The 19,878-nt window shown below is 72.3% G+C and carries 21 protein-coding genes; 9 read left to right on the top strand and 12 right to left on the bottom strand.

Going from position 1 to position 19,878, the window contains the following annotated elements; translation table 11 throughout:
* Nucleotides 1–30: 30 nt before the first annotated feature.
* Nucleotides 31–750 (top strand): lytic polysaccharide monooxygenase, encoded by a 720-nt coding sequence (locus ACFUJY_RS07880; RefSeq protein WP_383296053.1) that lies wholly within the window; start codon nt 31–33, stop codon nt 748–750.
* Between the two features lie 55 nt (nt 751–805).
* Here the strand turns inward: ACFUJY_RS07880 and ACFUJY_RS07885 are convergent, their stop codons facing one another.
* Nucleotides 806–1,621: an SDR family NAD(P)-dependent oxidoreductase gene (locus ACFUJY_RS07885; protein WP_383296056.1), complete on the bottom strand. Its 816-nt coding sequence runs from the start codon at nt 1,619–1,621 to the stop codon at nt 806–808.
* Between the two features lie 161 nt (nt 1,622–1,782).
* On the opposite strand from ACFUJY_RS07885, the gene ACFUJY_RS07890 reads away from it, so the two are divergent.
* The 5 genes from ACFUJY_RS07890 to ACFUJY_RS07910 all read left to right on the top strand — a co-directional run bounded on the left by ACFUJY_RS07890 (nt 1,783) and on the right by ACFUJY_RS07910 (nt 4,917).
* On the top strand, nt 1,783–2,367 hold the full coding sequence (locus ACFUJY_RS07890; protein WP_383296495.1) for a TetR/AcrR family transcriptional regulator: 585 nt from the start codon (nt 1,783–1,785) through the stop codon (nt 2,365–2,367).
* Between the two features lie 56 nt (nt 2,368–2,423).
* On the top strand, nt 2,424–3,605 hold the full coding sequence (locus ACFUJY_RS07895) for a hypothetical protein (protein WP_383296060.1): 1,182 nt from the start codon (nt 2,424–2,426) through the stop codon (nt 3,603–3,605).
* 75 nt (nt 3,606–3,680) lie between these two features.
* Nucleotides 3,681–4,262 carry a Uma2 family endonuclease gene (locus ACFUJY_RS07900; RefSeq protein WP_383296063.1) on the top strand — a complete coding sequence of 194 codons (582 nt, stop codon included), beginning with the start codon at nt 3,681–3,683 and terminating at the stop codon, nt 4,260–4,262.
* 129 nt (nt 4,263–4,391) lie between these two features.
* Nucleotides 4,392–4,661 (top strand): type II toxin-antitoxin system Phd/YefM family antitoxin, encoded by a 270-nt coding sequence (locus ACFUJY_RS07905; RefSeq protein ID WP_383296066.1) that lies wholly within the window; start codon nt 4,392–4,394, stop codon nt 4,659–4,661.
* Nucleotides 4,654–4,917 carry a type II toxin-antitoxin system RelE/ParE family toxin gene (locus tag ACFUJY_RS07910; RefSeq protein WP_147970689.1) on the top strand — a complete coding sequence of 88 codons (264 nt, stop codon included), beginning with the start codon at nt 4,654–4,656 and terminating at the stop codon, nt 4,915–4,917. Before ACFUJY_RS07905 ends, ACFUJY_RS07910 begins: the two co-directional genes overlap by 8 nt.
* A gap of 367 nt (nt 4,918–5,284) precedes the next feature.
* Here ACFUJY_RS07910 and ACFUJY_RS07915 read toward each other — a convergent pair whose 3' ends face one another.
* Nucleotides 5,285–5,995, bottom strand: coding sequence for a TetR/AcrR family transcriptional regulator (locus ACFUJY_RS07915; protein ID WP_383296069.1), 711 nt, complete (start codon nt 5,993–5,995; stop codon nt 5,285–5,287).
* A 134-nt stretch (nt 5,996–6,129) separates the two neighbouring features.
* On the opposite strand from ACFUJY_RS07915, the gene ACFUJY_RS07920 reads away from it, so the two are divergent.
* Nucleotides 6,130–6,831, top strand: coding sequence for an NAD(P)-dependent oxidoreductase (locus tag ACFUJY_RS07920; RefSeq protein WP_383296072.1), 702 nt, complete (start codon nt 6,130–6,132; stop codon nt 6,829–6,831).
* Here the strand turns inward: ACFUJY_RS07920 and ACFUJY_RS07925 are convergent.
* The 8 genes from ACFUJY_RS07925 to ACFUJY_RS07960 all read right to left on the bottom strand — a co-directional run bounded on the left by ACFUJY_RS07925 (nt 6,825) and on the right by ACFUJY_RS07960 (nt 15,853).
* Nucleotides 6,825–6,992 (bottom strand): hypothetical protein, encoded by a 168-nt coding sequence (locus ACFUJY_RS07925; protein WP_383296075.1) that lies wholly within the window; start codon nt 6,990–6,992, stop codon nt 6,825–6,827. The genes ACFUJY_RS07920 and ACFUJY_RS07925 overlap by 7 nt on opposite strands.
* Nucleotides 6,993–7,088: 96 nt before the next feature.
* Nucleotides 7,089–8,177, bottom strand: a complete 1,089-nt coding sequence (ychF, locus tag ACFUJY_RS07930) for a redox-regulated ATPase YchF (RefSeq protein ID WP_383296078.1) — start codon at nt 8,175–8,177, stop codon at nt 7,089–7,091.
* A gap of 119 nt (nt 8,178–8,296) precedes the next feature.
* Nucleotides 8,297–9,508, bottom strand: coding sequence for a GNAT family N-acetyltransferase (locus ACFUJY_RS07935; RefSeq protein ID WP_383296080.1), 1,212 nt, complete (start codon nt 9,506–9,508; stop codon nt 8,297–8,299).
* 68 nt (nt 9,509–9,576) lie between these two features.
* Nucleotides 9,577–10,653: a peptidase C39 family protein gene (locus ACFUJY_RS07940; protein ID WP_383296083.1), complete on the bottom strand. Its 1,077-nt coding sequence runs from the start codon at nt 10,651–10,653 to the stop codon at nt 9,577–9,579.
* A 19-nt stretch (nt 10,654–10,672) separates the two neighbouring features.
* Nucleotides 10,673–12,769: an iron ABC transporter permease gene (locus ACFUJY_RS07945; protein WP_383296086.1), complete on the bottom strand. Its 2,097-nt coding sequence runs from the start codon at nt 12,767–12,769 to the stop codon at nt 10,673–10,675.
* Nucleotides 12,766–13,830 carry an iron-siderophore ABC transporter substrate-binding protein gene (locus ACFUJY_RS07950; RefSeq protein ID WP_383296089.1) on the bottom strand — a complete coding sequence of 355 codons (1,065 nt, stop codon included), beginning with the start codon at nt 13,828–13,830 and terminating at the stop codon, nt 12,766–12,768. Before ACFUJY_RS07950 ends, ACFUJY_RS07945 begins: the two co-directional genes overlap by 4 nt.
* Nucleotides 13,831–13,909: 79 nt before the next feature.
* Nucleotides 13,910–14,773 carry an ABC transporter ATP-binding protein gene (locus ACFUJY_RS07955; protein WP_383296092.1) on the bottom strand — a complete coding sequence of 288 codons (864 nt, stop codon included), beginning with the start codon at nt 14,771–14,773 and terminating at the stop codon, nt 13,910–13,912.
* Nucleotides 14,774–14,953: 180 nt separating this feature from the next.
* Nucleotides 14,954–15,853 (bottom strand): helix-turn-helix domain-containing protein, encoded by a 900-nt coding sequence (locus tag ACFUJY_RS07960; RefSeq protein WP_383296095.1) that lies wholly within the window; start codon nt 15,851–15,853, stop codon nt 14,954–14,956.
* 253 nt (nt 15,854–16,106) lie between these two features.
* On the opposite strand from ACFUJY_RS07960, the gene ACFUJY_RS07965 reads away from it, so the two are divergent.
* Nucleotides 16,107–16,634: a DUF6542 domain-containing protein gene (locus tag ACFUJY_RS07965; RefSeq protein WP_383296498.1), complete on the top strand. Its 528-nt coding sequence runs from the start codon at nt 16,107–16,109 to the stop codon at nt 16,632–16,634.
* Between the two features lie 4 nt (nt 16,635–16,638).
* Here ACFUJY_RS07965 and ppgK read toward each other — a convergent pair whose 3' ends face one another.
* On the bottom strand, nt 16,639–17,385 hold the full coding sequence (gene ppgK / locus ACFUJY_RS07970; protein WP_383296098.1) for a polyphosphate--glucose phosphotransferase: 747 nt from the start codon (nt 17,383–17,385) through the stop codon (nt 16,639–16,641).
* Between the two features lie 61 nt (nt 17,386–17,446).
* Entirely contained in the window at nt 17,447–18,436 is a 990-nt protein-coding gene (locus tag ACFUJY_RS07975) for a 4-hydroxy-3-methylbut-2-enyl diphosphate reductase (protein WP_383296101.1), read from the bottom strand.
* 74 nt (nt 18,437–18,510) lie between these two features.
* On the opposite strand from ACFUJY_RS07975, the gene ACFUJY_RS07980 reads away from it, so the two are divergent.
* Nucleotides 18,511–19,875: an APC family permease gene (locus ACFUJY_RS07980; RefSeq protein WP_383296104.1), complete on the top strand. Its 1,365-nt coding sequence runs from the start codon at nt 18,511–18,513 to the stop codon at nt 19,873–19,875.
* Nucleotides 19,876–19,878: the final 3 nt, after the last annotated feature.

Here is a 19,878-nt window from a genome sequence, read left to right on the forward strand (position 1 = left end):
CCCACGGCAGTCCCCAGCGAAGGAGTTGGCATGAACGCGAAGCGAAAACTGGCCCTCGTGCTCGGTGCGGGAGTCGCCCCCCTGCTCGCGGTGGTCCTGCCGGCCACCACGGCCAGTGCGCACGGTTACGTCTCCTCGCCGCCGAGCCGCCAGGCGCAGTGCGCGTCGGGCGTGGTCGACTGCGGCCAGATCAAGTACGAGCCGCAGAGCGTCGAGGGCCCCAAGGGCCTGAGGAGCTGCAGCGGAGGCAACGCGCAGTTCGCGGAGCTGGACAACGACAGCAAGGGCTGGAAGGCCACCCCGGTCGGCAGATCCGCGGACTTCTCCTGGACGCTGACGGCCCGCCACGCCACGAGCACCTGGCAGTACTACATCGGCGGCTCGAAGATCGCGGAGTTCAACGACAACGGCGCCCAGCCCGGCGCCACCAAGACCCACCACGTGAACCTCAGCGGCTACAGCGGCCGCCAGAAGGTGCTGGCCGTCTGGAACATCGCGGACACCGCCAACGCGTTCTACGCCTGCATCGACCTCCAGATCGGCGGGGGCGGCACCCCCGGCGACGGTGACGGTGACGGCGGGGACCCGGGCGACTGCACCGCCTCGGCGTGGGACGCCGGCCGCGTGTACAACGGCGGTGACACGGTCTCCTACAACGGGCACACCTGGCGCGCCAAGTGGTGGGTGCAGGGCGACCAGCCCGGCACGACCGGCGAGTGGGGGGTCTGGGAGGACCTGGGCACCTGCTGACGCACGCCTCTCCGCGGGGCCCCGGCCCCGCGGAGAGGTACGTGTGAGACAGGGCTCATGCCGCGTACGACTCGGTCCGCGCGCCGCCCGCGGAGGCGAGGACCTTGCGCGTGACGCGCTCGGCGATCGCCGCGACCAAGGCGCGCGGCCGGCGCGGCAGCAGGTGCGCCGACAGGGAGTTGCCGAACCCCGGGGTGACGTAGGCGCGATCCCGGTCGAGGGCGGCCAGCGCGGCACGCACGACCGGCTCCGGCGTGCTCATCGACCCGTTGACGGCCGCCTCGCGGGTCCCGATGGCCTCGAAGAACGGGGTGTCAACGGGCCCGGGGCACAGGGTCAGCACACGCACCCCGCGCCCTCGGCACTCCTGCCGCAGGGAGAGCCCGAAGTTCAGCACGAACGCCTTGGCGGAGCCGTAGACAGCGAAGTACGGGGCGGGCTGGAAGGCCGCGGTGGAGGCGACGTTGACGACGGCGCCGGTGCCGCGCTCCAGCATGCCGGGGAGCAGGGCGTGCGTGAGGCCGACGAGCGCGACGACATTGACCATCAGCTGGTCGTGGTCGCGCTCGGCGTCGATGTCCTCGAACCGGCCGCAGGTCCCGAACCCCGCGTTGTTGACCAGCAGCCCGATCCGCAGGCCGAGCGCGTCGAGCCGGTCCGCCACGGCACGGGCGGCGCCGGGGCCGGCGAGGTCCTGGACGAGGACGTGGGCGCGTATGCCGTGCTCGCCCTCCAGCCGCGCGGCGAGGGCGGTGAGCCGGTCCTCCGAGCGTGCGACCAGGACGAGGTCGTGCCCACGGGCGGCGAGCTGAGCGGCGAACTCCGCGCCGAGCCCGGAGGAAGCACCGGTGACGAGAGCGGTTGCAGGCATGGCAGGTCTCCTTGACGGGGCTTCGACGGACTGATCATCCGCAACAAGAGAGTACCCGTTCCCGAACGATCTGCAACACCGGCGTGCCACTTACCCCAGAGATGGCGCACGGGTGTTACATTTCATGCGGCTGAAGCAGCAGGGTGAACGAGGGGAACGCCATGGGCGGCGAGACGGCGGCACGACCGCTGCGGGCGGACGCGGAGCGCAGCGTGCGCCTGATCCTGGAAGCGGCGGAACGCCTGCTCTCCAAGGACCCCGGCGCCTCGATGGAGCAGATCGCGGCCGAGGCGGGCGTGTCCCGCACGACGATCCACCGCCGCTTCGCGCACCGCCAGGCCCTGACCGACGCCCTGGCCCTCTCGGCGGCCCGCCAGCTCGCCCGGGCCGTGGAGGACGGCCGCCCCACCACCGCCCCGCCCCTGGTGGCCCTGCACCGCATCACCGCCAACGTCCTGGAGGTCAAGGGCGCCTGGACGTTCGCCCTGAGCCTGCCGGCCACCCCCGGCACGGAGGCGGCGGCGCTCCACGAAACGATGACCGAACACTGCCTCACGGTCCTGTCCCGAGCCCGCGAAGCCCACCTCATCGCCCCCACGTCCGATCTCCCCTGGCTCCAACGCGTCTACTACGCCCTGCTGGGCGAGACCCTGCACGGCAACCCGAACGACCCGGTCACGGACCCGGACGCACTGGCGGCACGGGTGGTGGAGACGTTCCTGCGGGGGGCGGGAGGACGGGGCTGAGGGGGCCCGCCCGCAACGGTCGGCGGATTGTCAGTGCCCACTGCTTCCATACCTCCATGAGCACCGCGCGCGACACCGCAGCCCTCCTCCCCGACCCCGAGGAACTCCGCGCCCACATGAGGGCATTGGCGGTCCTGGACGCCACGATCGGCGACGACCCACTGTTCGTCTGCTACACCTTCGATACGGCGTGGGGCCCCGGGGAGGAGGTGGCCCTGATGGACAACGGCTCGGGCGACGACTTCTCCGTCAGCTTCACCCCGGCCGGCGTACTCATACGCGGCTTCGACCACGAATCGGCGATGAGCCCGTACGTGAACGAGGACGTCTGGCCCGGTGTCATCGACGACGTGCCCGCGTCACTGAGCCCGATCCTGCACGAACCGGCCTTCCGCGACGAGGGCTTCGACTTCCCCCGCGTCACCGCGTGCCTGTGGCGGGAGACCGGCGCCCCCCTCTGGCACACCGGCACATCCATCGACTTCCCGGCGGACAACGAGGACCCGGACGGCTCCGGCTTCCTCTTCGGCCTCCTCACCGACCGCTCCCCCGAGGCCGTCCAGGCGTACTTCGCGGACTATTACGAACGCCCGGTGCCCCTGGAAGCCATTCAGCACGTCCTGGCGGGACGCCCCCTCACCCCGGCGGTCGCGGCAGCCCTCAACCCGGACGCCTTCTCGGACGAGGCCCTGCTCCACAGGATCGCCGAGCACCCCGAGACCGCCGCGTATCTGGCCTGCGACGGCGAGTTCGACCTCGCCCGGACGGACCCGATCGAACGGATCGCGCTGCCCAACGGCCTCCCGGTGGAGCCGGTCGCCGGCTGCAACGCGGGCGGCACCCACTACCTCTGCGGCCCGGCCGCCCCGGGCGGCCAGCGCCCTGTCCTCTACACCGACTCCGAGGGCCGCGCCTCCCTGATCGCGGAGTCCCTCGCCGAGGCCCTGACCCTGGCCATCACCCTCCCCACCTGGCACGACGCCCTGGACGGCCTCCGCCCGCCGGCCCTCAGCTCCGACTACCTGGCCGACCACCCGGACCACCCCGCCGTCCGCGACCGCCTCCTCGCGGCCCTCCGCCTGGCCCCGGTCACGGAGGGGGAGGCTCTGGACCGCCTGCTCACCACGGCCTCGCGCACGGTCCGGGACGGCTTCCTTCCTTACGTCCCCGGCGAGGAGGACGCCCCGTTCGCACCGATGCCGGAAGCCCACCGACCTGGCCCCGATGGGATGGAGTGACCGTTGCCCCCGGCACCGTGCGGTGGCGCGGGCGTCCGTCGCCCCCCTGACGGCCTCGATCGCTAGGGTTGACCCATGACCTCACTGCCCGACTGGATGCGCCCGCCACGCGCGGAAGGCTGGTTCGCGGAGGATCTCGACCGCCTCCCCGAGGCGCCCCGCCACACCGAGTTGATCGACGGAGCCCTCGTCTTCATGATGTCGCCCCAGCGATCCTGGCACGGCCGCCTCGTCACCGCCCTGACCACCGCACTCATGGCGCAGGCCCCGGCCGGCTTCGAGGTCGAACGGGAGATGACGATCCGCCTCGACGCCCGCAACCGCCCGGAGCCGGACCTCCTGCTGACGGACCTGGCCTATGACCCGGACCGCACCTGGTACGCCCCCGAGGACGTGAAACTCGTCGTGGAGGCCGTATCCCCCGAGTCCGCCCATCGCGACCGCACAGTGAAACTCCGCAAGTACGCGGAGGCCGGCATCCCGCACTACTGGTGCGTCGAGGACGAGGACGGCGCGCCTGTCGTCCACGCCTACGAACTCGACGAACCGACCGGCGCCTACGCACCCGCCGGCATCTTCCGGGGCACCCTCCAGCGCCCGGTGCCGTTCGCGATCAACCTGGACCTCGACAAGCTCACACCGCCACGGGGCAACTGAACTCAGCACCACCCCGGCACGAGAACACGGAACGGGTCGGACTCGCCGAAGCCCGACCCCCTTATGACTGCACCACCCGCTGCCCGGAGCAGATGGTGTACACCTGGCACACTCGGTACGCTTGGGCGCATGACGCAGCCACTGCCCATAGAGTCCATCCGCGACGTACGTGCGCACCTGGCCGAGGTCGTGGAGCGCGCCGATCGAGATGACGTGCCCACCGTGATCACTCGACGGGGCAAGCAGGTCGCTGCTGTCGTCTCCATCGAGGTGCTGCGCAAGTACCAGGAGTGGGAAGAGCGCGAGATCAACCGGATCATCGACGAGCGTATGGCCAACCCCGCACCAGGCATCCCGATCGAGGACCTCATGAGGGAGACGCTGGAACGCGGTGAGTAAGTACCGAACCGTCTTCCGCCCCGAGGCGCAGGCCGAGCTCCGAAAAATCCCTCGCGGCACAGCCCTGCGCATCCTGGCGAAGCTGACCGAACTGGAGAGCGACCCCCTGGGCTTCAACACCACCGCGCTCGTCTCACAGCCGGACCGCCGCCGCCTACGCGTGGGCGACTACCGGGTCGTGTACACCATCGACAACGGAGAGGTCGTGGTGTGGGTCGTCCACATCGGACACCGCTCCACCGTTTACGACACCTGAGCCCTGCTGAATCCCACGCCCGCACTCCCGGCGCAGCCCCGGCACCGACGAAGGGGCCGCCCCCTACGGAGTCGACCCCTTCTGAACCGCACGCTCGGCACATCGGCGACACGGCGACGTGTCATCCGCTCAGACGTTGACATCACATTACTGGAGGGCGTCGAGGGCGCATTGACCAGAGGCGGGAGCACGGCCCCGGGGATCGACCGCCAGCCGGATCGTTCAGCTCGCAGTTCGAACGCCTCGCCCAGATCTCGAAGGCGTACGGGCAGCGCCTCTCCGGGTGCCCGCCCTCACGATGCCGCGCTCGGAGCATCGCCATGACCCTCGACTGCTGCTACAGCGACCCCGTCCTTCCAGGGACCAACTAGCGGCCCGTCGTGAGGCCCAACGACCGCGTAAGAAAGGCCAGTTCCTCGCGGAACAGCTTGTCCGGGCTGACGGTCTGGGTGCGCAGATGGCCGTAGACCTCCAGCGACACCAGGCCGTGCAGATGCCCCCAGATACGCAGGGCGAGGGCCACGGCGGCGGGCGGGAGGTCCGGGAAGGCCGGGCGGACCTTGCCGAGCAGGCCGGCGTCGAAGTCGGACCAGTCGAACTCACTGCCTGCGTAGAGGTGTTGGGCGTGCGGCCAGGCGGCGTCCGCCAGTCCGGCGAGCCCGGCGCAGACCCGGCGCGCGGCCTCCGGCGCGGCGCCGCCGTCCGGTGCCCGGTAGCCGGGGACGGGGTCGCCGTAAATCAGGCGGAAACCCTCGGGGTTGGCCAGGGCCCAGTCGCGGAAGGCGTGCGCCCATGCCTGGATCCGATCGGCCGGGTCCTTGGCGGGGGTCGATCCCCAGGCGGTGTCCACGGCGGCGGCCAGTGAGGTGTAGACGTCGTCGATGAGCACGGTGACCAGGTCGTCGCGCGTGGCAAAGTAGCCGTAGATGGCGTTCGCGGTCATGCCCATGTCGCGGGCGATGGCCCGCAGGGTGATGGCGTCGGGCCCGCCGGAGGTCATCAGTTCGAGGGCGACTTTCTTGATTTCCGCCGCCGTCTCGGCGCGCAGGCGCTCGCGGCGCCCCTTCGTACGTCCCATCGTCACGCGCTCCACAGCCGCTACCGTACCGCGTCTCGGCACTGAGCAGCGTATTAGAACTTCACGCCGTATAGTTTCCACACGGCGTCACGATTTCGCGTGGCGTCGCCGCTGTCACGACGAAGGGGAGAGTCATGCACATCGGAGTCATCGGAGCGAGCGGGACCATCGGCAACCGGGTCGTCACCGAGGCGATCGAACGGGGGCACCAAGTCACGGCGTTCACCCGTGATGCCTCGCGGATCCGCGAGGAGCGGGCGGGCGTCACATGGCAGAGCCTCGACGTGTTCGACGCCGAGGGCATCGCCGCGGTCCTGCCCGGAATGGACGTACTGATCAGCGGATACCAGCCCGGCAACGCCGCCGCCGATTTCGACGACACCGTGGAGCGTTCGGTCGCCGACCCGTCGGTCTTCGCTACCGCCGCGCGGGCGTTGCTGAAGGCTCTGGAGAGCCACCCCCGCACCCGGTTGATCGTGATCGGCGGGGCCGGCAGCCTTGAGGTCGAGCCCGGCCTCGTCCACGCCGACTCCGACGAGCACCTGCACGAGAGCCTCGACCGACTCGGGCTGCCCAGGTCCTACGCGGCGGCGGTGCGCGGCCACCGGGACGCGCTGAACGTGCTGCGCACGTCCAACCGGTTGTGGACGTACTTCAGTCCTGCGGAGGACATCGCCCCTGGGCGGCGCACGGGCAGGTTCCGCCTCGGCGGCGACCAGCCGGTGCTCGACGCGGACGGGCGCAGCCGCATCTCAGTGGAGGACGCCGCCGTCGCGCTGGTGGACGAGGCCGAGCTGCCGCGGTTCGTCCAGCGCCGGTTCACGATCGGCTACTGAGGAGGGCGGGCCGGCAGGCTCGGCGGCGTCATCGCGAGGGCCGTGACCACGGTCACCACAACCGTGCCGATCAGCGGGGCGAGGCGGCGGCAGCCGTAGCTGGAGACGTCCTTGCGGAATAGGTCGAGCGCGTTGAGCGTGACCTTGCATCTCAGCACCATCCCAGCACGGGAAAAGCAAGGGTTCCGACTCCGAAGAGTCGGAACCCTTCCGACCTGCATGTCTGCCAGATCGGCGACGTGGTGGTAAGTCCCCCACTACACGTTGAAGCGGAACTCCACCACGTCCCCGTCCTGCATCACGTAGTCCTTGCCCTCCATGCGGGCCTTGCCCGCTGCGCGGGCTTCGGTGACCGAGCCGGTTTCCATCAGGTCGTCGAAGGAGATGATCTCCGCCTTGATGAAGCCCTTCTGGAAGTCGGTGTGGATGACACCGGCCGCCTCGGGGGCCGTGGCGCCCTTCTTGATGGTCCAGGCGCGGGTTTCCTTCGGGCCGGCCGTCAGGTACGTCTGGAGGCCCAGGGTGTCGAAGCCGACGCGGCCGAGGGTGGCGAGGCCGGGCTCTTCCTGGCCCATGGACTGGAGGAGTTCCAGGGCCTCGTCGTCGTCCAGCTCGATCAGCTCGGACTCGATCTTGGCGTTCAGGAAGATCGCCTCGGCGGGGGCGACCAGGGCGCGCTGTTCGTTCTTGAAGTCCTCGTCCACCAGCTCGTCCTCGTCCACGTTGAACACGTAGATGAAGGGCTTGGTGGTGAGGAGGTGGAGCTCGTGGAGGAGGCGGCCCTTCTCGGTGGAGGCCGTGATGCCCGCGTGGAAGAGGGTGTCGCCGGCTTCGAGGATCTTCTGCGCCTCCTCGACCGCCGCCAGCACCGCGACCTTCTCCTTCTGGAGGCGGGACTCCTTCTGGAGGCGCGGGATCGCCTTCTCGACCGACTGGAGGTCCGCGAGGATCAGCTCGGTGTTGATCGTCTCGATGTCGTCCTTGGGCGAGACCTTGCCGTCGACGTGGACGACGTTCTCGTCCTTGAACGCGCGGATGACCTGGCAGATCGCGTCCGACTCGCGGATGTTCGCGAGGAACTTGTTGCCCAGGCCCTCGCCCTCGCTCGCGCCCCGCACGATCCCCGCGATGTCCACGAAGTCCACCGTCGCCGGCAGGATCTTCTGCGAACCGAAGATCTTCGCCAGGCCGTCCAGACGGTGGTCCGGGACGCCGACCACGCCGACGTTCGGCTCGATCGTGGCGAACGGGTAGTTGGCCGCCAGCACGTCGTTCTTGGTCAGGGCGTTGAACAGGGTCGACTTGCCGACATTCGGCAGTCCGACGATTCCGATACTAGTACTCATGCCACAAACGTCCGCTCAGGATCAAGAAGGGTGGGGTCGGCCGCGACGGCAGCTCGGGCGCGCCGTCGTCCACGTGCGCGTATCACGGTACAGGGACCGCGGCGCGTAGCTCTCCTTGGTCAGAACCAGTGCAGGCAGTGCGGGGCGAGGTCGCTGCCGAACAGCGCGTCCGCGCGGGCGGCGGCGGCCGGGTCGTGCGCGCGGATGTGGCCGGCCCGTACGAGCGTGCTCGGGCGGGTGCCGCCGAGGTAGACCGCAGCCAGGTCCCGGATGTCCAGCGACAGGTCGGGCCGGCGGTCCGTGGGCACGCACTCCGCCCTGCCGTCCCGGACGGTCAGCAGGTGGCGGCCGTGCTCGCCCAGGAACGGGTCGTCCACGTCCAGCACCAGCTCCCCGTCCGTGGACCAGCCGCGCGCCGTCAGCGCACGCGGTACGTCGAGGAGGCGCACCCAGAGCCAGTCGGTGAGGCCGGCGACCTCGCCGGCCCGGAGGTCCGCGAGCTGCCAGCGCAGCGGGTGCTCGGGCGGGAGGTGGCGGAAGACGACCTGGGTGACCAGGTCGTGGCCGAGGGCGTACCGGGCGAGGGCGGTGAAGGCCGCGTCGTTGAGGGCGACGGTCTCGTCCACCGTCAGGGTGCCGGACTCGGTCGAGTAGCTGGCGTACCCGTCGGCGACGCCGTCCGCGTCCCGGTGCACCGCCACGTAGCGGGGTGCCCGGGAGACCGGCGGCTGGCCCGCGCCCAGGTCCCACCAGCGGTGCGGCCGGGACAGCGCGCCGGGCTGCGCGCGGCGGTAGCGGTCGTAGACCGCTTCGAGGATCTCCCCGCAGTCGGCCCGCCGCAGGACCTCGACGGAACCGGGGCCGTCCGCGGCCGCTTCACCGCGCGGCTCCGCCCATTCCGCCCGGTGCCGCGGCACCGTCAGCCGTGCCGTGGACGTCGCGGGGCCGTACCCGAACCGGCCGTAGATCCCGGCCTCCGAGGCCAGCAGCACCGACAGGAACTCGCCCCGTCCCCGCACCTCGGCGAGTTGGTGGCGCATCATCGCGCCGAGCACGCCGCGCCGCCGGTGCGAGGGCACGACGCCGACGGCGGTCACTCCGGCGGCCGGGACGGGCCTCCCGCCGGGCAGGGTGAGCTCGAAGGAGTACGCGGCGGCGGTGCCCACCGGCTTCCCGTCCGGGGCCACGGCGAGCAGGCCGCGGTCCATCTCCAGCGCCGACCACCAGCGTCCGCCGTCCGCGACCGGGGTCTCCGGGAACTGCCCGAAGGCCGTGTGGACGGTCGCGACGAAGACCTCGAAGTCCTCGTCGGTCGTGGGGCGGATCTCCATCACTGCCGCTTCTCCTCGGGTTCGAAAGGGGCCCAGCGTACGGGTGGCCCCGTGCCGGGCGCACCGGATTACTCGTGGGCGGTGCGCAGGGTCACGGCACCGCGGTAGCCCCCCGGCGCCATGGTCGACATCGCGTCCAGCGACGCGTCCGGCACCGGCAGCAGGTGGGCGTCGACCCAGGTGTCCCCGGTCGCGCCGTTGGCCCAGGGGTCGTCGATCACCACGGCACCGGGCACGACGCCGTGGCAGAGGACCCAGTGCGGCACCTCGAACCCCTGCATCGCGGCGAGCGAGAGCAGCAGGAGTACGTGCTCCCGCCGCCCGATCGCCTCCCGGACCGCGCTCAGGGCGAGGTGGCCGGGGTCGACCGGGACGCCGATGCGCTCGGCCTCCGTACGGGACACCCGCTGGAGCAGCGCGCGCCACTCCTGGTCGGCCGGGGCGAGGTGGTCGAGCATGACCGGCCGGTCCGTGTCCAGGTGGACCGTCAGCGCGGACGACGGCCGTGCCCGGCGCAGGGCCACGCCCAGGCCGACGGGCTCGCAGGCCATGAAGTTGGTCGCGTCCCGCCACAGCGTCAGCTCCGCCCGGCGGTCCAGCGCCTCGCGGGGCAGCACGCCCGCGTGCACCTGCGCGACGAGGGCGGTGACGGCGCCGCAGCTGAAGTGGGTGGTCTGCCCGTAGTACGGGGGCGCGGTCACCGCGTCGTCGTTCAGCCAGCGGACGTACCCGGTGGCCGGCCCGTTCGCGCCCTCCGACTGCGACAGCGGCGGGTCCAGGGGCGCGAAGCCCGCGGCGGCGGCCTCCTCCGGCGTGACCGTCCACCCCTCCCACTTCAGCTGGATGAGGCCCCGGTCGCGCGCGTGGGCGGCGACGGCCTCGATGACGGCGGGTACGTCGCCCACGGCATCGACGATCTTCAGATACGCCGTGCCCGGGCGGGCGGTCACGAGCGCGGCGCCCGCCCGGTCCTCGCCGTCGCCGCGGACGGCCACGAGGTGCGGGGCGTGGGCGGAGCGGTCGACCGCGCCCCAGCGCTCCGCCACCTCCGGGGACACCGGCGGGGCCGGTGCGGTGCCGGGCTCGTACGGCACGACGGTGCTGTTCACGGACGGCACGGGGCCTTCTTGCCGGGAGGACGTCATTCGATTGCTCCAGAGAAAGTCACGCGCGGGACTGCCTCAGCACCCACACGAAGTACGGCGCGCCCACCAGTGCGATCATCAGCCCCGCCGGCACCTGGGAAGGCGCCGCGACGGTGCGGCCGAGCGCGTCCGCCACGCACACCAGCGCCCCGCCGAGCAGCATCGCGACCGGGATTGCCCGGGCCTGCCGGGCGCCCACCAGGGACCGGGCGAGGTGCGGGGCGACGAGGCCCACGAAGCCGACGACACCGACGGCGAGCACGCTGAGCGCGGCGAGCACGGCGGCGACCGCCAGCGCGGCGAACCGGGTGCGCTCCACCCTGACGCCGACGATGCGCGGGGTGTCCTCGTCGACGGCGAGCAGGTCGAGCCGCTCGCGCATGGACAGCAGTACGGGAAGCGCGAGCGCCAGGGCCACGGCGACCGGGACGGTGTCGGAGAACGTACGGCCGTAGGTCGTGCCGGAGAGCCAGGTGAAGATGCGGGGCGTGTTGTACGGGTCGGCGCGCAGCAGGAGGAAGGTGGTCACGGCGCTGAGGCCGTACCCCACACCGATGCCGATCAGGACGAACCGGTCGGGCAGGAAGCCCCCGCGCCAGGCCAGCAGGGCGATGACCGCGAAGGTGGCGAGCCCGGCCGCGACGGCGACCGCGACGAGCACCGTCCGTCCGCCGCCGAGCCCGGAGGTGACGACGCCCGCGGCGCCCAGCCCGGCGCCCGCCGTGATGCCCAGGATGCCCGGCTCCGCGAGCGGGTTGCGTACGGTGCCCTGCACCACGCATCCGGCGAGTCCGAGCGCCATGCCGGCGAGGACGGCGGCGGTGACCCGGGGCACCCGGTCGTCGAGGGCCGCTCCGATGAGGTCGGGGGCGGTGCCCTGGACCCAGAGGGCGAGGTCCCCGGTCTTCAGCCAGAGGCTTCCCGCCAGGGTCCCGACGAGGGCGGCCACGGCGAGCAGGACCGCCGCGCCGGTCACGACGAGGAGGTGGGCGCGCCGGGACCGTGCGGCGACCCGGGCCCGTGGCGGCTGCTGGACGCGGCCCGTGTCCCGCAGCCGCAGCGCGAGGACCACGATCACGACGGAGCCGAGCAGCGCGGTCGGCACTCCGGTGGGGATGGAGGCCGCCCCGTCCGCCCCCTGCACGGCGCGCAGGACCGCGTCCGCGAGCAGGATGAGCAGCGCGCCGAGCAGGCCGGCCGCGGGGATCAGGAACAGGTGCCGGCGCAGCGCGTGGACCCGCCCGGCGATCAGGCGGGCCAGGACGGGGGCGCCGAGGCCGACGAACGCCATCGGACCCGCGAGGGTCACCGAGATGGCGGTCAGGAGGACCGCGCAGACCACGGCGAGGACCCGGGTGCTGCGGATTGGCACGCCGAGGGTGGCCGCGGTGTCGTCGCCCAGGTTCATCACGTCCAGCCGCCGGGACAGGGCGAGGGCGGCGCAGAGCACCAGGACGACGAGGGGGACGGCGCGCAGCGACGCGTCGATGTTGAGCTGCGAGAGCGAGCCACTGCCCCAGGCGTAGAGGCCGGTGGTGTTCTGCTTGAACAGGATGAGGAACATCCCGGTCGCGGAGTCCAGGGCCATCGCCATCGCCGATCCGGCGAGGATGAGTCGGGTGCCCGTGGTGCCCGCCGCGCGGCCCGCGAGGAGCAGGACGAGCGCCGCCGCGGCCAGGCCGCCGGCGAAGGCGACGACGCCCGAGGCCCACAGCGGTACGGCGAGGCCGAAGGCGGCGACGAGTGAGACGGCGAAGTAGGACCCGGCCGAGACGGCGAGGGTGTCGGGCGAGGCCAGCGCGTTGTGGGTGACGGACTGGAGCAGTGTGCCGGCGCAGCCGAGGGCGAAGCCCACCGCCACGCCCGCGAACAGGCGCGGCAGGCGGGAGCCGGTGAGGATCTCGCCGACCGGCGCGCCGTCGGCGCTGTCCTTCTGCCCGGCGAGGTGGCGCACCAGGTCGCCGACGCCGACGCCCGACGTGCCCTGGGTCAGGTGCCAGAGGCCCACCAGGACGGTCGCGGCGAGGAGGACCGCCAGGACGGCCGCCCCGGCGGGGGCCCCGCCGCGTTCCCGGGGTGGACGCGGCGGGGCCCCCGCTGTGCGTACGGCGCTCACTTCTTGTCGAGTACGTCGACGTAGGCGTCGATCGCCTGCTCGTTGGAGCGGGGACCGCCGGCGCCCCAGACGCGGGCCGGGAACGCGTGAGCGCGGCCCTCCTCGACGGCCGGGAGCTTCTTCCAGATCGGGTTCTTCTGCAGCGCGGCGACGTAACCGCCGGCGCCCTCGTCGTTGGCGTAGAAGAGGTTGGCGTCGCCCACCGCGACGAGTCCCTCGACGTCCGTCTGCGCGAGGCCGTAGGCGGGGTCGACGCCTCCGTCGCCGTGCTCCTTGTTGACGCTGCTGGTCCAGGCGGGCTTCAGGCCGAGTTCCTTGCCCAGCTCGGTGAAGAGGGCGCCGTCGCTGTAGGGGCGGACGGTGAGGTTGTTGCCCTCCAGCCAGCCGTCGAAGAAGACGAAGTCCTTCGTGGGCAGGTCGGCGTCGGTGACCTGCTGCTTCGCCTTCGCGAGGTGGGCGTCGAACTCCTTGAGGACCTGGTCGGCGCGCTCGGTGCGGCCCGTGGCCTCGCCGATCATGCTGAAGACCTGGCGCATGTTCCCGATCGGGTCCTTCGGGTTCGCGCCGCGCGTGGCCAGCACGGGGACGCCCCGCTTCTCCAGCTTCTTGATCATCTCGTCCTTGGCGTCGAACGCCTCCACGACGATGAGGTCCGGCTTGGCCGCGTACAGGGTGTCGAGGTCGGGCTCCTCACGGGTGCCGATGTCGGTCACCCCGCCGGGCAGCTTCTCCGCGCTGACCCAGGTGCGGTAGCCCTTCGCGTCGGAGACGGCGGCGGGGGTGACGCACAGGGTCAGCGCGTCCTCGACCTGCTGCCACTCCAGGACCGCGATGCGTTCGGCGGGCTTGTCGAGCTTGACCTGCCGGCCGACGCCGTCGGTGAGGGAGACCGGCCCGGTCGATGTGGTGGTGGTGTCGTCGGCGCAGCTCTTGGACGCGGGGGCGGCCTTGGCGCTGCTCTTGGCCGTGACGTCGTCGGCGTCGGTCGTGCCGCACGACGTGAGGGCGAACAGGGCGAGCCCGGTCGTGGCTGCGGCCGTGAGGCGGCTGGCGCGGTTCATGGAGGGGTCCTCTTTCTCGAATGCTCGAAGGGTGCGCCGGAGCGCGGCAGGGCGGCTCCGGGAAGGGGCGGCGGTGTCGTCAGGAGAGGTGGCGCCCGAGAGGGTCGATGCGCAGCCGGCCCGTACGCGGGTCGAGGGCGACGTCGACGCGGATGTCGTAGACCAGGCCGATGTTCTCGGCGGTGAGCACGTCGGCGGGGGCGCCCGCCGCGTGGATACGGCCGGCGTGCATGAGGACCAGCGTGTCCGCGATCCGGGCCGCCTGGTCGAGGTCGTGGAGCACGATGCCGACGGCCAGGCCGTGCTGCTCGACCAGGTCCCGCACCAGGTCGAGCGTCTCGAACTGGTAGCGCAGGTCCAGGTGGTTGGTCGGTTCGTCCAGCAGCACGACGCCGGTGTCCTGGGCGAGGCAGGCCGCGAGCCAGACGCGCTGCATCTCCCCGCCGGACAGCTCGCCGACCTGCCGGTCCGCCATGTCCCGTACGCCGGTGACGCCCATGGCGCGGTCGACGGCGGCCCCGTCCTCGGGGGCCGGTCCGGCGAAGCCGCGCCGGTGGGGGTGGCGCCCGAACGCCACGACCTCCGCGACTGTCAGCCCCTGGGGCGCGGGCCGCGACTGGGAGAACAGGGTGACCTCGCGGGCGAAGCCGCGGGGGCTGAGCAGGGCCGCGTCCCGCTCGGCCGTCCCGTCGGGGGCGCCGAGGGTGACCCGGCCGCCGTCCACCCGGTGCAGCCGGGAGAGCGCGCGCAGCAGCGTGGACTTGCCGCTGCCGTTCGGCCCCACCAGGGCGGTCGCGCGGCCGGGCTCCAGGGTGACCGAGACGCCGCGGACGACCGGCTCGCCGCCGTAGCGCAGGACCAGGTCACGCCCGTGGAGCGCGGCGGCGGGTCCGGCGGGGCGGTCCGGGAGTCGCCCGGCACGGCGGAAGGGGCTGGTGAACATGAGGAGGTCCGGGTGATCGGAGGGGCGCGGAGTGGGGCACCCCCCGCCCGGCCTTCACGGGCCGGGCCGCACGCTCTCCCGTACGCGGGCAGCACCGCGTACGGGCGTACGCGGGCAGCACCGAGCACGCCGAGCGACAACTAAGGGTTACCTAACTCGAAGAAGACTATATTCCGCTTGTCATGCAGACAATCCGGTGTTCTCGCCACCCGATACGGAATTCCGGACATCGCCGGAGACCGCGTCCGCCGTCCCGGAGAACGCCCCGGAGAATGCGCCGGGCGTGGTGCCCATGACGCGCCGGAAGGCGGCGATGAAGGAGCTGGGCTGCGCGTAGCCGAGCCGCTCGGAGACGGACATCACGTCGAAGCCGTCGGACAGGAGCGTCAGCGCCCGGTGCACCCGCAGCATCTGCCGCCACTGCGCGAAGGAGAGCCCGGTCGTCCGGCGGAACGCACGGGTGACCGTGCGCTCGCTGGTCCCCAGCCACCGCGCCCACTCCTCCAGTGAGCGGCCGTCGGCGGGATCGTCCAGCAGGGCTTCGGCGATCGCGTCGATCCGCGGGTCACCGGGCAGCCGCAGCGCCAGCTGGTGCTCCGAGGGCTCGATGACGTCGAACACGACGGCCTCCGCCCGCAGCCGGGCCGCCTCGGCGAGGTCCGTGCGCGACAGGTGGGTCAGCAGCGACACGAGCAGCGGGGTCATCGCGATCGCCTTCGGCTCCCCGAAGGCGATCGGCGTGCGGTCGGGGGCGAAGAAGGCGCTGTGGAAGCGGGCTCCCTCCGTCGCCCGGCCCGCGTGCACCACCCCGGCGGGCATCCAGAGCCCGTGGCCCTCGAAGACGGTGAACACCCGGTCGCCCACCCGGGACGTCAGCGTCCCGCCGCGCACCCAGACGAGCTCGTGGAGCCGGTGCGCGTGCCGGGTCCACTCCGTGGGGGCGGGGACGATCCGGAACTCCGCGACGACGGCGCCACCGGTCGGCGCCCGCTCCGGGAGCGCCCCGGCCCGGCGCACGACCGTGCCCGCCTCGCGCCGCCACAGCCCCGGGCTCACCTCGGGGGACGACGGCCGGACCATACGAGCGAGTCTAAGCGGCCGCCCCGAACCGGTTCCCGTTGCGCCGTGTGGCATCGAACTCATCGCCAAGGTCGGCCAAAGCGCGTGTCCCGCACCTGCTTCCGGCCTCCCGGCGACCTACGTTGTCCCGGTGGAGCAGCACAGGACACGTCCCCCGCAGCGCAGGCAGACCCGGCAGACCCCGTTGTCCCCGCTGGGGGCGGCCGAGGAAGCCGGGAAGGCCGGTGGCACGGGGACCCTCGGTCACCGGGTGATGAGCGCGCCCGCCGGGCGGCCCGTCTCCCCCGCCGTGGGCGCCCTGCGCCGACTGCCCAATCCCCGGCTCACCGGGATCGGCGCCGGGCTCTTCGCCGCCGCCGCGATGTTTCTGACCGGGTGCCTGGACCTGCTGCTGTTCGACGAGTCCCCCGTCGTATTCGGCCTGCTGTTCCTGCCGGTCAGCGCACTGACCGCGCTCTGGGTGCGGCCGGCCGACCTGGTGACCGCGCCGATCAGCGTGCCGATCGCCTTCGCGCTCGGCATCGTCCCCATCTCCGGCGGCACCGGCGGACTCGGCGGGCAGACGATGGCCGTCGTCACCGCCCTCGCCGTGCACGCGGGCTGGCTGTACGGCGGCACCCTCGTCGCGGGCGTCATCGCCTCCGTGCGCAAGGTGCGGCTGATGCGGGCCCGGCAGCGGCGGATGATGCTGGCCGCGCGGACCGCGCGCCCGGCCGCCGGGCCGTCACCGGCTCCGCGCGCCGCGGCGGCCCGCGCCCCGCGCAGGCCGTCGCAGCGCTGAGCGGTCAGTCCCGGGCCGCGGCCTTGGCGGCCATCGCCGCCCCCACGATCCCCGCGTTGTTCTGGAGCTCCGCCGGGACCATTTCCGCCCGCACGTGTTCGATCAGCGGCAGGAACTTGTCGGCTTTGCGGCTGATTCCGCCGCCGATGATGAACAGTTCGGGCGAGAACAGCATCTCCACGTGGGCCAGGTACTTCTGGACCCGGCGGGCCCAGTGGTGCCAGCCCAGGTCCTCGTCCTCCTTGGCCCTGGTGGACGCGTGCTTCTCCGCGTCGTGGCCGTTGAGCTCCAGGTGGCCCAGCTCGGTGTTGGGGACGAGCCCGCCGTCGATGAAGAGCGCGCTGCCGATCCCCGTACCGAAGGTCAGCATGATCACCGTGCCCTTGCGGCCCCGGCCCGCGCCGAACGTCATCTCGGCGACGCCCGCCGCGTCCGCGTCGTTGAGCACGGTGACCGGGAGGCCCAGCCTGTCGCCGAGCAGCGTGCGGGCGTCCTGGTCGATCCAGCCCTTGTCGACGTTGGCCGCGGTGCGGGTGACGCCGCCCGTGACGACGCCCGGGAAGGTGATCCCGACCGGGCCCTTCCAGTCGAAGTGGCCGACGACCTCGGCCACGCACCCGGCGACGTCCTCGGGCGTCGCCGGGTGCGGTGTCAGTACTTTGTGGCGCGCCCGCGCCAGGTCTCCGCGGTCCAGGTCCACGGGAGCGCCCTTGATCCCGGATCCGCCGATGTCCACGCCGAAGATCTCCATGTGATCCACGGTACGGGCACCGGCGCGCGCTCACTCCCGGAACGGTGCCCGAAGGCGCCGGCTACTCGCCCCGCAGGGCCGCCGCCTCCGCGCGCAGGTCGCGGCGCAGCTCCTTCGGCAGCGAGAAGACGATCGACTCCTCGGCGGCCTTCACGATCTCGACGTCCTCGAAACCCCGCTCGGCCAGCCACGCCAGCACACCGTCCACCAGCACCTCGGGCACGGAGGCACCGGAGGTGACGCCGACCGTGGCGACGCCGTCCAGCCACGCCTCGTCGATCTCGTCCGCGCCGTCGACCAGGTGGGAGGCGCCCGCGCCCGCGCCGAGGGCGACCTCGACCAGGCGGACCGAGTTGGAGGAGTTCTTCGAGCCGACGACGATCACCAGGTCCGCGTCGGCGCCCATCTGCTTCACCGCGGTCTGGCGGTTCTGCGTGGCGTAGCAGATGTCGTCGCTCGGCGGCGAGATCAGCAGCGGGAACTTCTCCTTGAGCGCGCCGACCGTCTCCATGGTCTCGTCCACGGAGAGGGTGGTCTGGGAGAGCCAGACGACCTTCGACGGGTCGCGCACCTCGACGTTTCCGACGTCCTCGGGGCCGTCGACCAGGGTGATGTGCTCGGGGGCCTCGCCGGAGGTGCCGATGACCTCCTCGTGGCCCTCGTGGCCGATCAGGAGGATGTCGAAGTCCTCCTGCGCGAAGCGCACGGCCTCCTTGTGGACCTTGGTGACCAGCGGGCAGGTCGCGTCGATCGTGGCGAGCTTCCGCTCGGCCGCCTCCTGGTGCACGGTCGGGGCGACGCCGTGCGCGGAGAACATCACGATCGAGCCCTCGGGGACCTCCGCCGTCTCCTCGACGAAGATCGCGCCCTTCTTCTCCAGGGTCTGCACGACGTACTTGTTGTGGACGATCTCGTGGCGCACGTAGACCGGGGAGCCGTACTGCTCCAGGGCCTTCTCCACGGCGATCACGGCACGGTCCACGCCCGCGCAGTAGCCACGGGGAGCGGCGAGGAGGACGCGTCGGGGGGTCGTAGCAGTCATGCGTCCCATCGTAAGGCCGTACTGGACGGGCGCGGTGTGCGGCGGGTCGGGAGACTGATCTCGACGCGACCAACGGAGGGCTCATGGCCGACAGCGGTACGGAATCCGGCTCCACGGAGAGGGCCCGGCTGCGGCGGACCCTCGGGTTCCGCGACCTGGTGGTCTACGGGCTGCTGTTCATCGCCCCGATGGCCCCCGTCGGGGTGTTCGGGACGCTGGACGCGAAGTCGGACGGGGCGGTCGCGCTGGTGTACGTCGCCGCGACCGTCGTGATGGCCTTCACCGCGTTCAGTTACGCCCAGATGGTGCGGGTCGCCCCGATGGCCGGGTCGGTGTTCGCGTACGCCCGCAAGGGGCTCGGCGAGGGGCCGGGGTTCATCGCCGGGTGGATGGCGATGCTGGACTACCTGCTGATCCCGGCCGTGGCGTACCTCTTCTCGGGGATCGCCATGAATTCGCTGGTCCCCGGCGTCTCGCGGTGGGTGTGGACGGCGCTCGCGGTGGCCGTGACGACGCTGCTCAACCTGTGGGGGGTGCGGGCCGCCGCCCGGGTGGGGTTCGCGGTGCTGGCGATGGAGATCGTGGTGCTGCTGGTGTTCGTGGTGTCCGCCGTGGTGGTGCTCGCACGGGACGGGGCGCAGCGCGGCTGGCTGACGCCGCTCACCGGGGACTCGGGGTTCTCGACGACGGCGGTGCTGGGCGCGGTGTCCGTGGCGGTGCTCTCGTATCTCGGGTTCGACGCCATCGCCTCGTTCGCCGAGGAGGTGACGGGCGGCTCGGCGCAGGTGGCGCGGGCGGTGCTGTTCTGCCTGGTACTCGCGGGGACGCTGTTCGTGGCGCAGGCGTATCTGGCGGCCCTGCTGGAGCCGATGACCTCGGCGGAGCTGACCGCCGACCCGGGGGCGCAGGGATCGGCGTTCTACGACACGGTGGACGCCGCGGTGGGGACCTGGCTGCACGATCTGGTGGCGGTGAGCAAGGCGATCGGGGCGGCGTTCGCGGCGCTGGCGGGGCAGGCGGCGGCGGGGCGGCTGCTGTTCGCGATGGCCCGTGAGCGGCGGCTGCCGGGGCTGCTGGCACGGGTCGATCCGCGCTCCGGGGTGCCCCGGGTGGCGATCCTGCTCGCGGCCGTGGTGACGCTGGTGGCGGCGGTGTGGGCGGCGCGGCGCGACGACGGGCTCGACCATCTGGTCTCGGTCGTGGACATCGGCGCGCTGACGGCGTTCGTGCTGCTGCACGCGTCGGTGGTCGGCTGGTTCGTGGTGCGGCGGATGGCGGGCGCACCGAGCTGGTGGCGCCATCTGGTGGTGCCGGTGGTCGGTGCGGGGGTGCTGGTCGCGGTGATCGTGGAGGCGACGGGGAGCGCGCAGGTGGTGGGCGCCTGCTGGCTGGCCGTGGGTCTCGCGGTGGTGCTGGTGCAGCGGGGGCGGCGGGGCGTGGCCCGGTAGCCG

This window comes from Streptomyces sp. NPDC057249, assembly GCF_042669245.1.
GTDB lineage: Bacteria > Actinomycetota > Actinomycetes > Streptomycetales > Streptomycetaceae > Streptomyces.

Bases quoted from the DNA above. Each gene is read 5' to 3' on its own strand.
- ACFUJY_RS07950 (WP_383296089.1), bottom strand. From the start codon at position 13,830: ATGAACCGCGCCAGCCGCCTCACGGCCGCAGCCACGACCGGGCTCGCC.
- ACFUJY_RS07925 (WP_383296075.1), bottom strand. From the start codon at position 6,992: ATGGTGCTGAGATGCAAGGTCACGCTCAACGCGCTCGACCTATTCCGC.
- ACFUJY_RS07955 (WP_383296092.1), bottom strand. From the start codon at position 14,773: ATGTTCACCAGCCCCTTCCGCCGTGCCGGGCGACTCCCGGACCGCCCC.
- ychF (WP_383296078.1), bottom strand. From the start codon at position 8,177: ATGAGTACTAGTATCGGAATCGTCGGACTGCCGAATGTCGGCAAGTCG.
- ACFUJY_RS07935 (WP_383296080.1), bottom strand. From the start codon at position 9,508: ATGGAGATCCGCCCCACGACCGACGAGGACTTCGAGGTCTTCGTCGCG.
- ACFUJY_RS07885 (WP_383296056.1), bottom strand. From the start codon at position 1,621: ATGCCTGCAACCGCTCTCGTCACCGGTGCTTCCTCCGGGCTCGGCGCG.
- ACFUJY_RS07920 (WP_383296072.1), top strand. From the start codon at position 6,130: ATGCACATCGGAGTCATCGGAGCGAGCGGGACCATCGGCAACCGGGTC.
- ACFUJY_RS07915 (WP_383296069.1), bottom strand. From the start codon at position 5,995: ATGGGACGTACGAAGGGGCGCCGCGAGCGCCTGCGCGCCGAGACGGCG.
- ACFUJY_RS07905 (WP_383296066.1), top strand. From the start codon at position 4,392: ATGACGCAGCCACTGCCCATAGAGTCCATCCGCGACGTACGTGCGCAC.
- ACFUJY_RS07895 (WP_383296060.1), top strand. From the start codon at position 2,424: ATGAGCACCGCGCGCGACACCGCAGCCCTCCTCCCCGACCCCGAGGAA.
- ACFUJY_RS07980 (WP_383296104.1), top strand. From the start codon at position 18,511: ATGGCCGACAGCGGTACGGAATCCGGCTCCACGGAGAGGGCCCGGCTG.
- ACFUJY_RS07890 (WP_383296495.1), top strand. From the start codon at position 1,783: ATGGGCGGCGAGACGGCGGCACGACCGCTGCGGGCGGACGCGGAGCGC.
- ppgK (WP_383296098.1), bottom strand. From the start codon at position 17,385: ATGGAGATCTTCGGCGTGGACATCGGCGGATCCGGGATCAAGGGCGCT.
- ACFUJY_RS07880 (WP_383296053.1), top strand. From the start codon at position 31: ATGAACGCGAAGCGAAAACTGGCCCTCGTGCTCGGTGCGGGAGTCGCC.
- ACFUJY_RS07940 (WP_383296083.1), bottom strand. From the start codon at position 10,653: ATGACGTCCTCCCGGCAAGAAGGCCCCGTGCCGTCCGTGAACAGCACC.
- ACFUJY_RS07960 (WP_383296095.1), bottom strand. From the start codon at position 15,853: ATGGTCCGGCCGTCGTCCCCCGAGGTGAGCCCGGGGCTGTGGCGGCGC.
- ACFUJY_RS07900 (WP_383296063.1), top strand. From the start codon at position 3,681: ATGACCTCACTGCCCGACTGGATGCGCCCGCCACGCGCGGAAGGCTGG.
- ACFUJY_RS07965 (WP_383296498.1), top strand. From the start codon at position 16,107: ATGAGCGCGCCCGCCGGGCGGCCCGTCTCCCCCGCCGTGGGCGCCCTG.
- ACFUJY_RS07975 (WP_383296101.1), bottom strand. From the start codon at position 18,436: ATGGGACGCATGACTGCTACGACCCCCCGACGCGTCCTCCTCGCCGCT.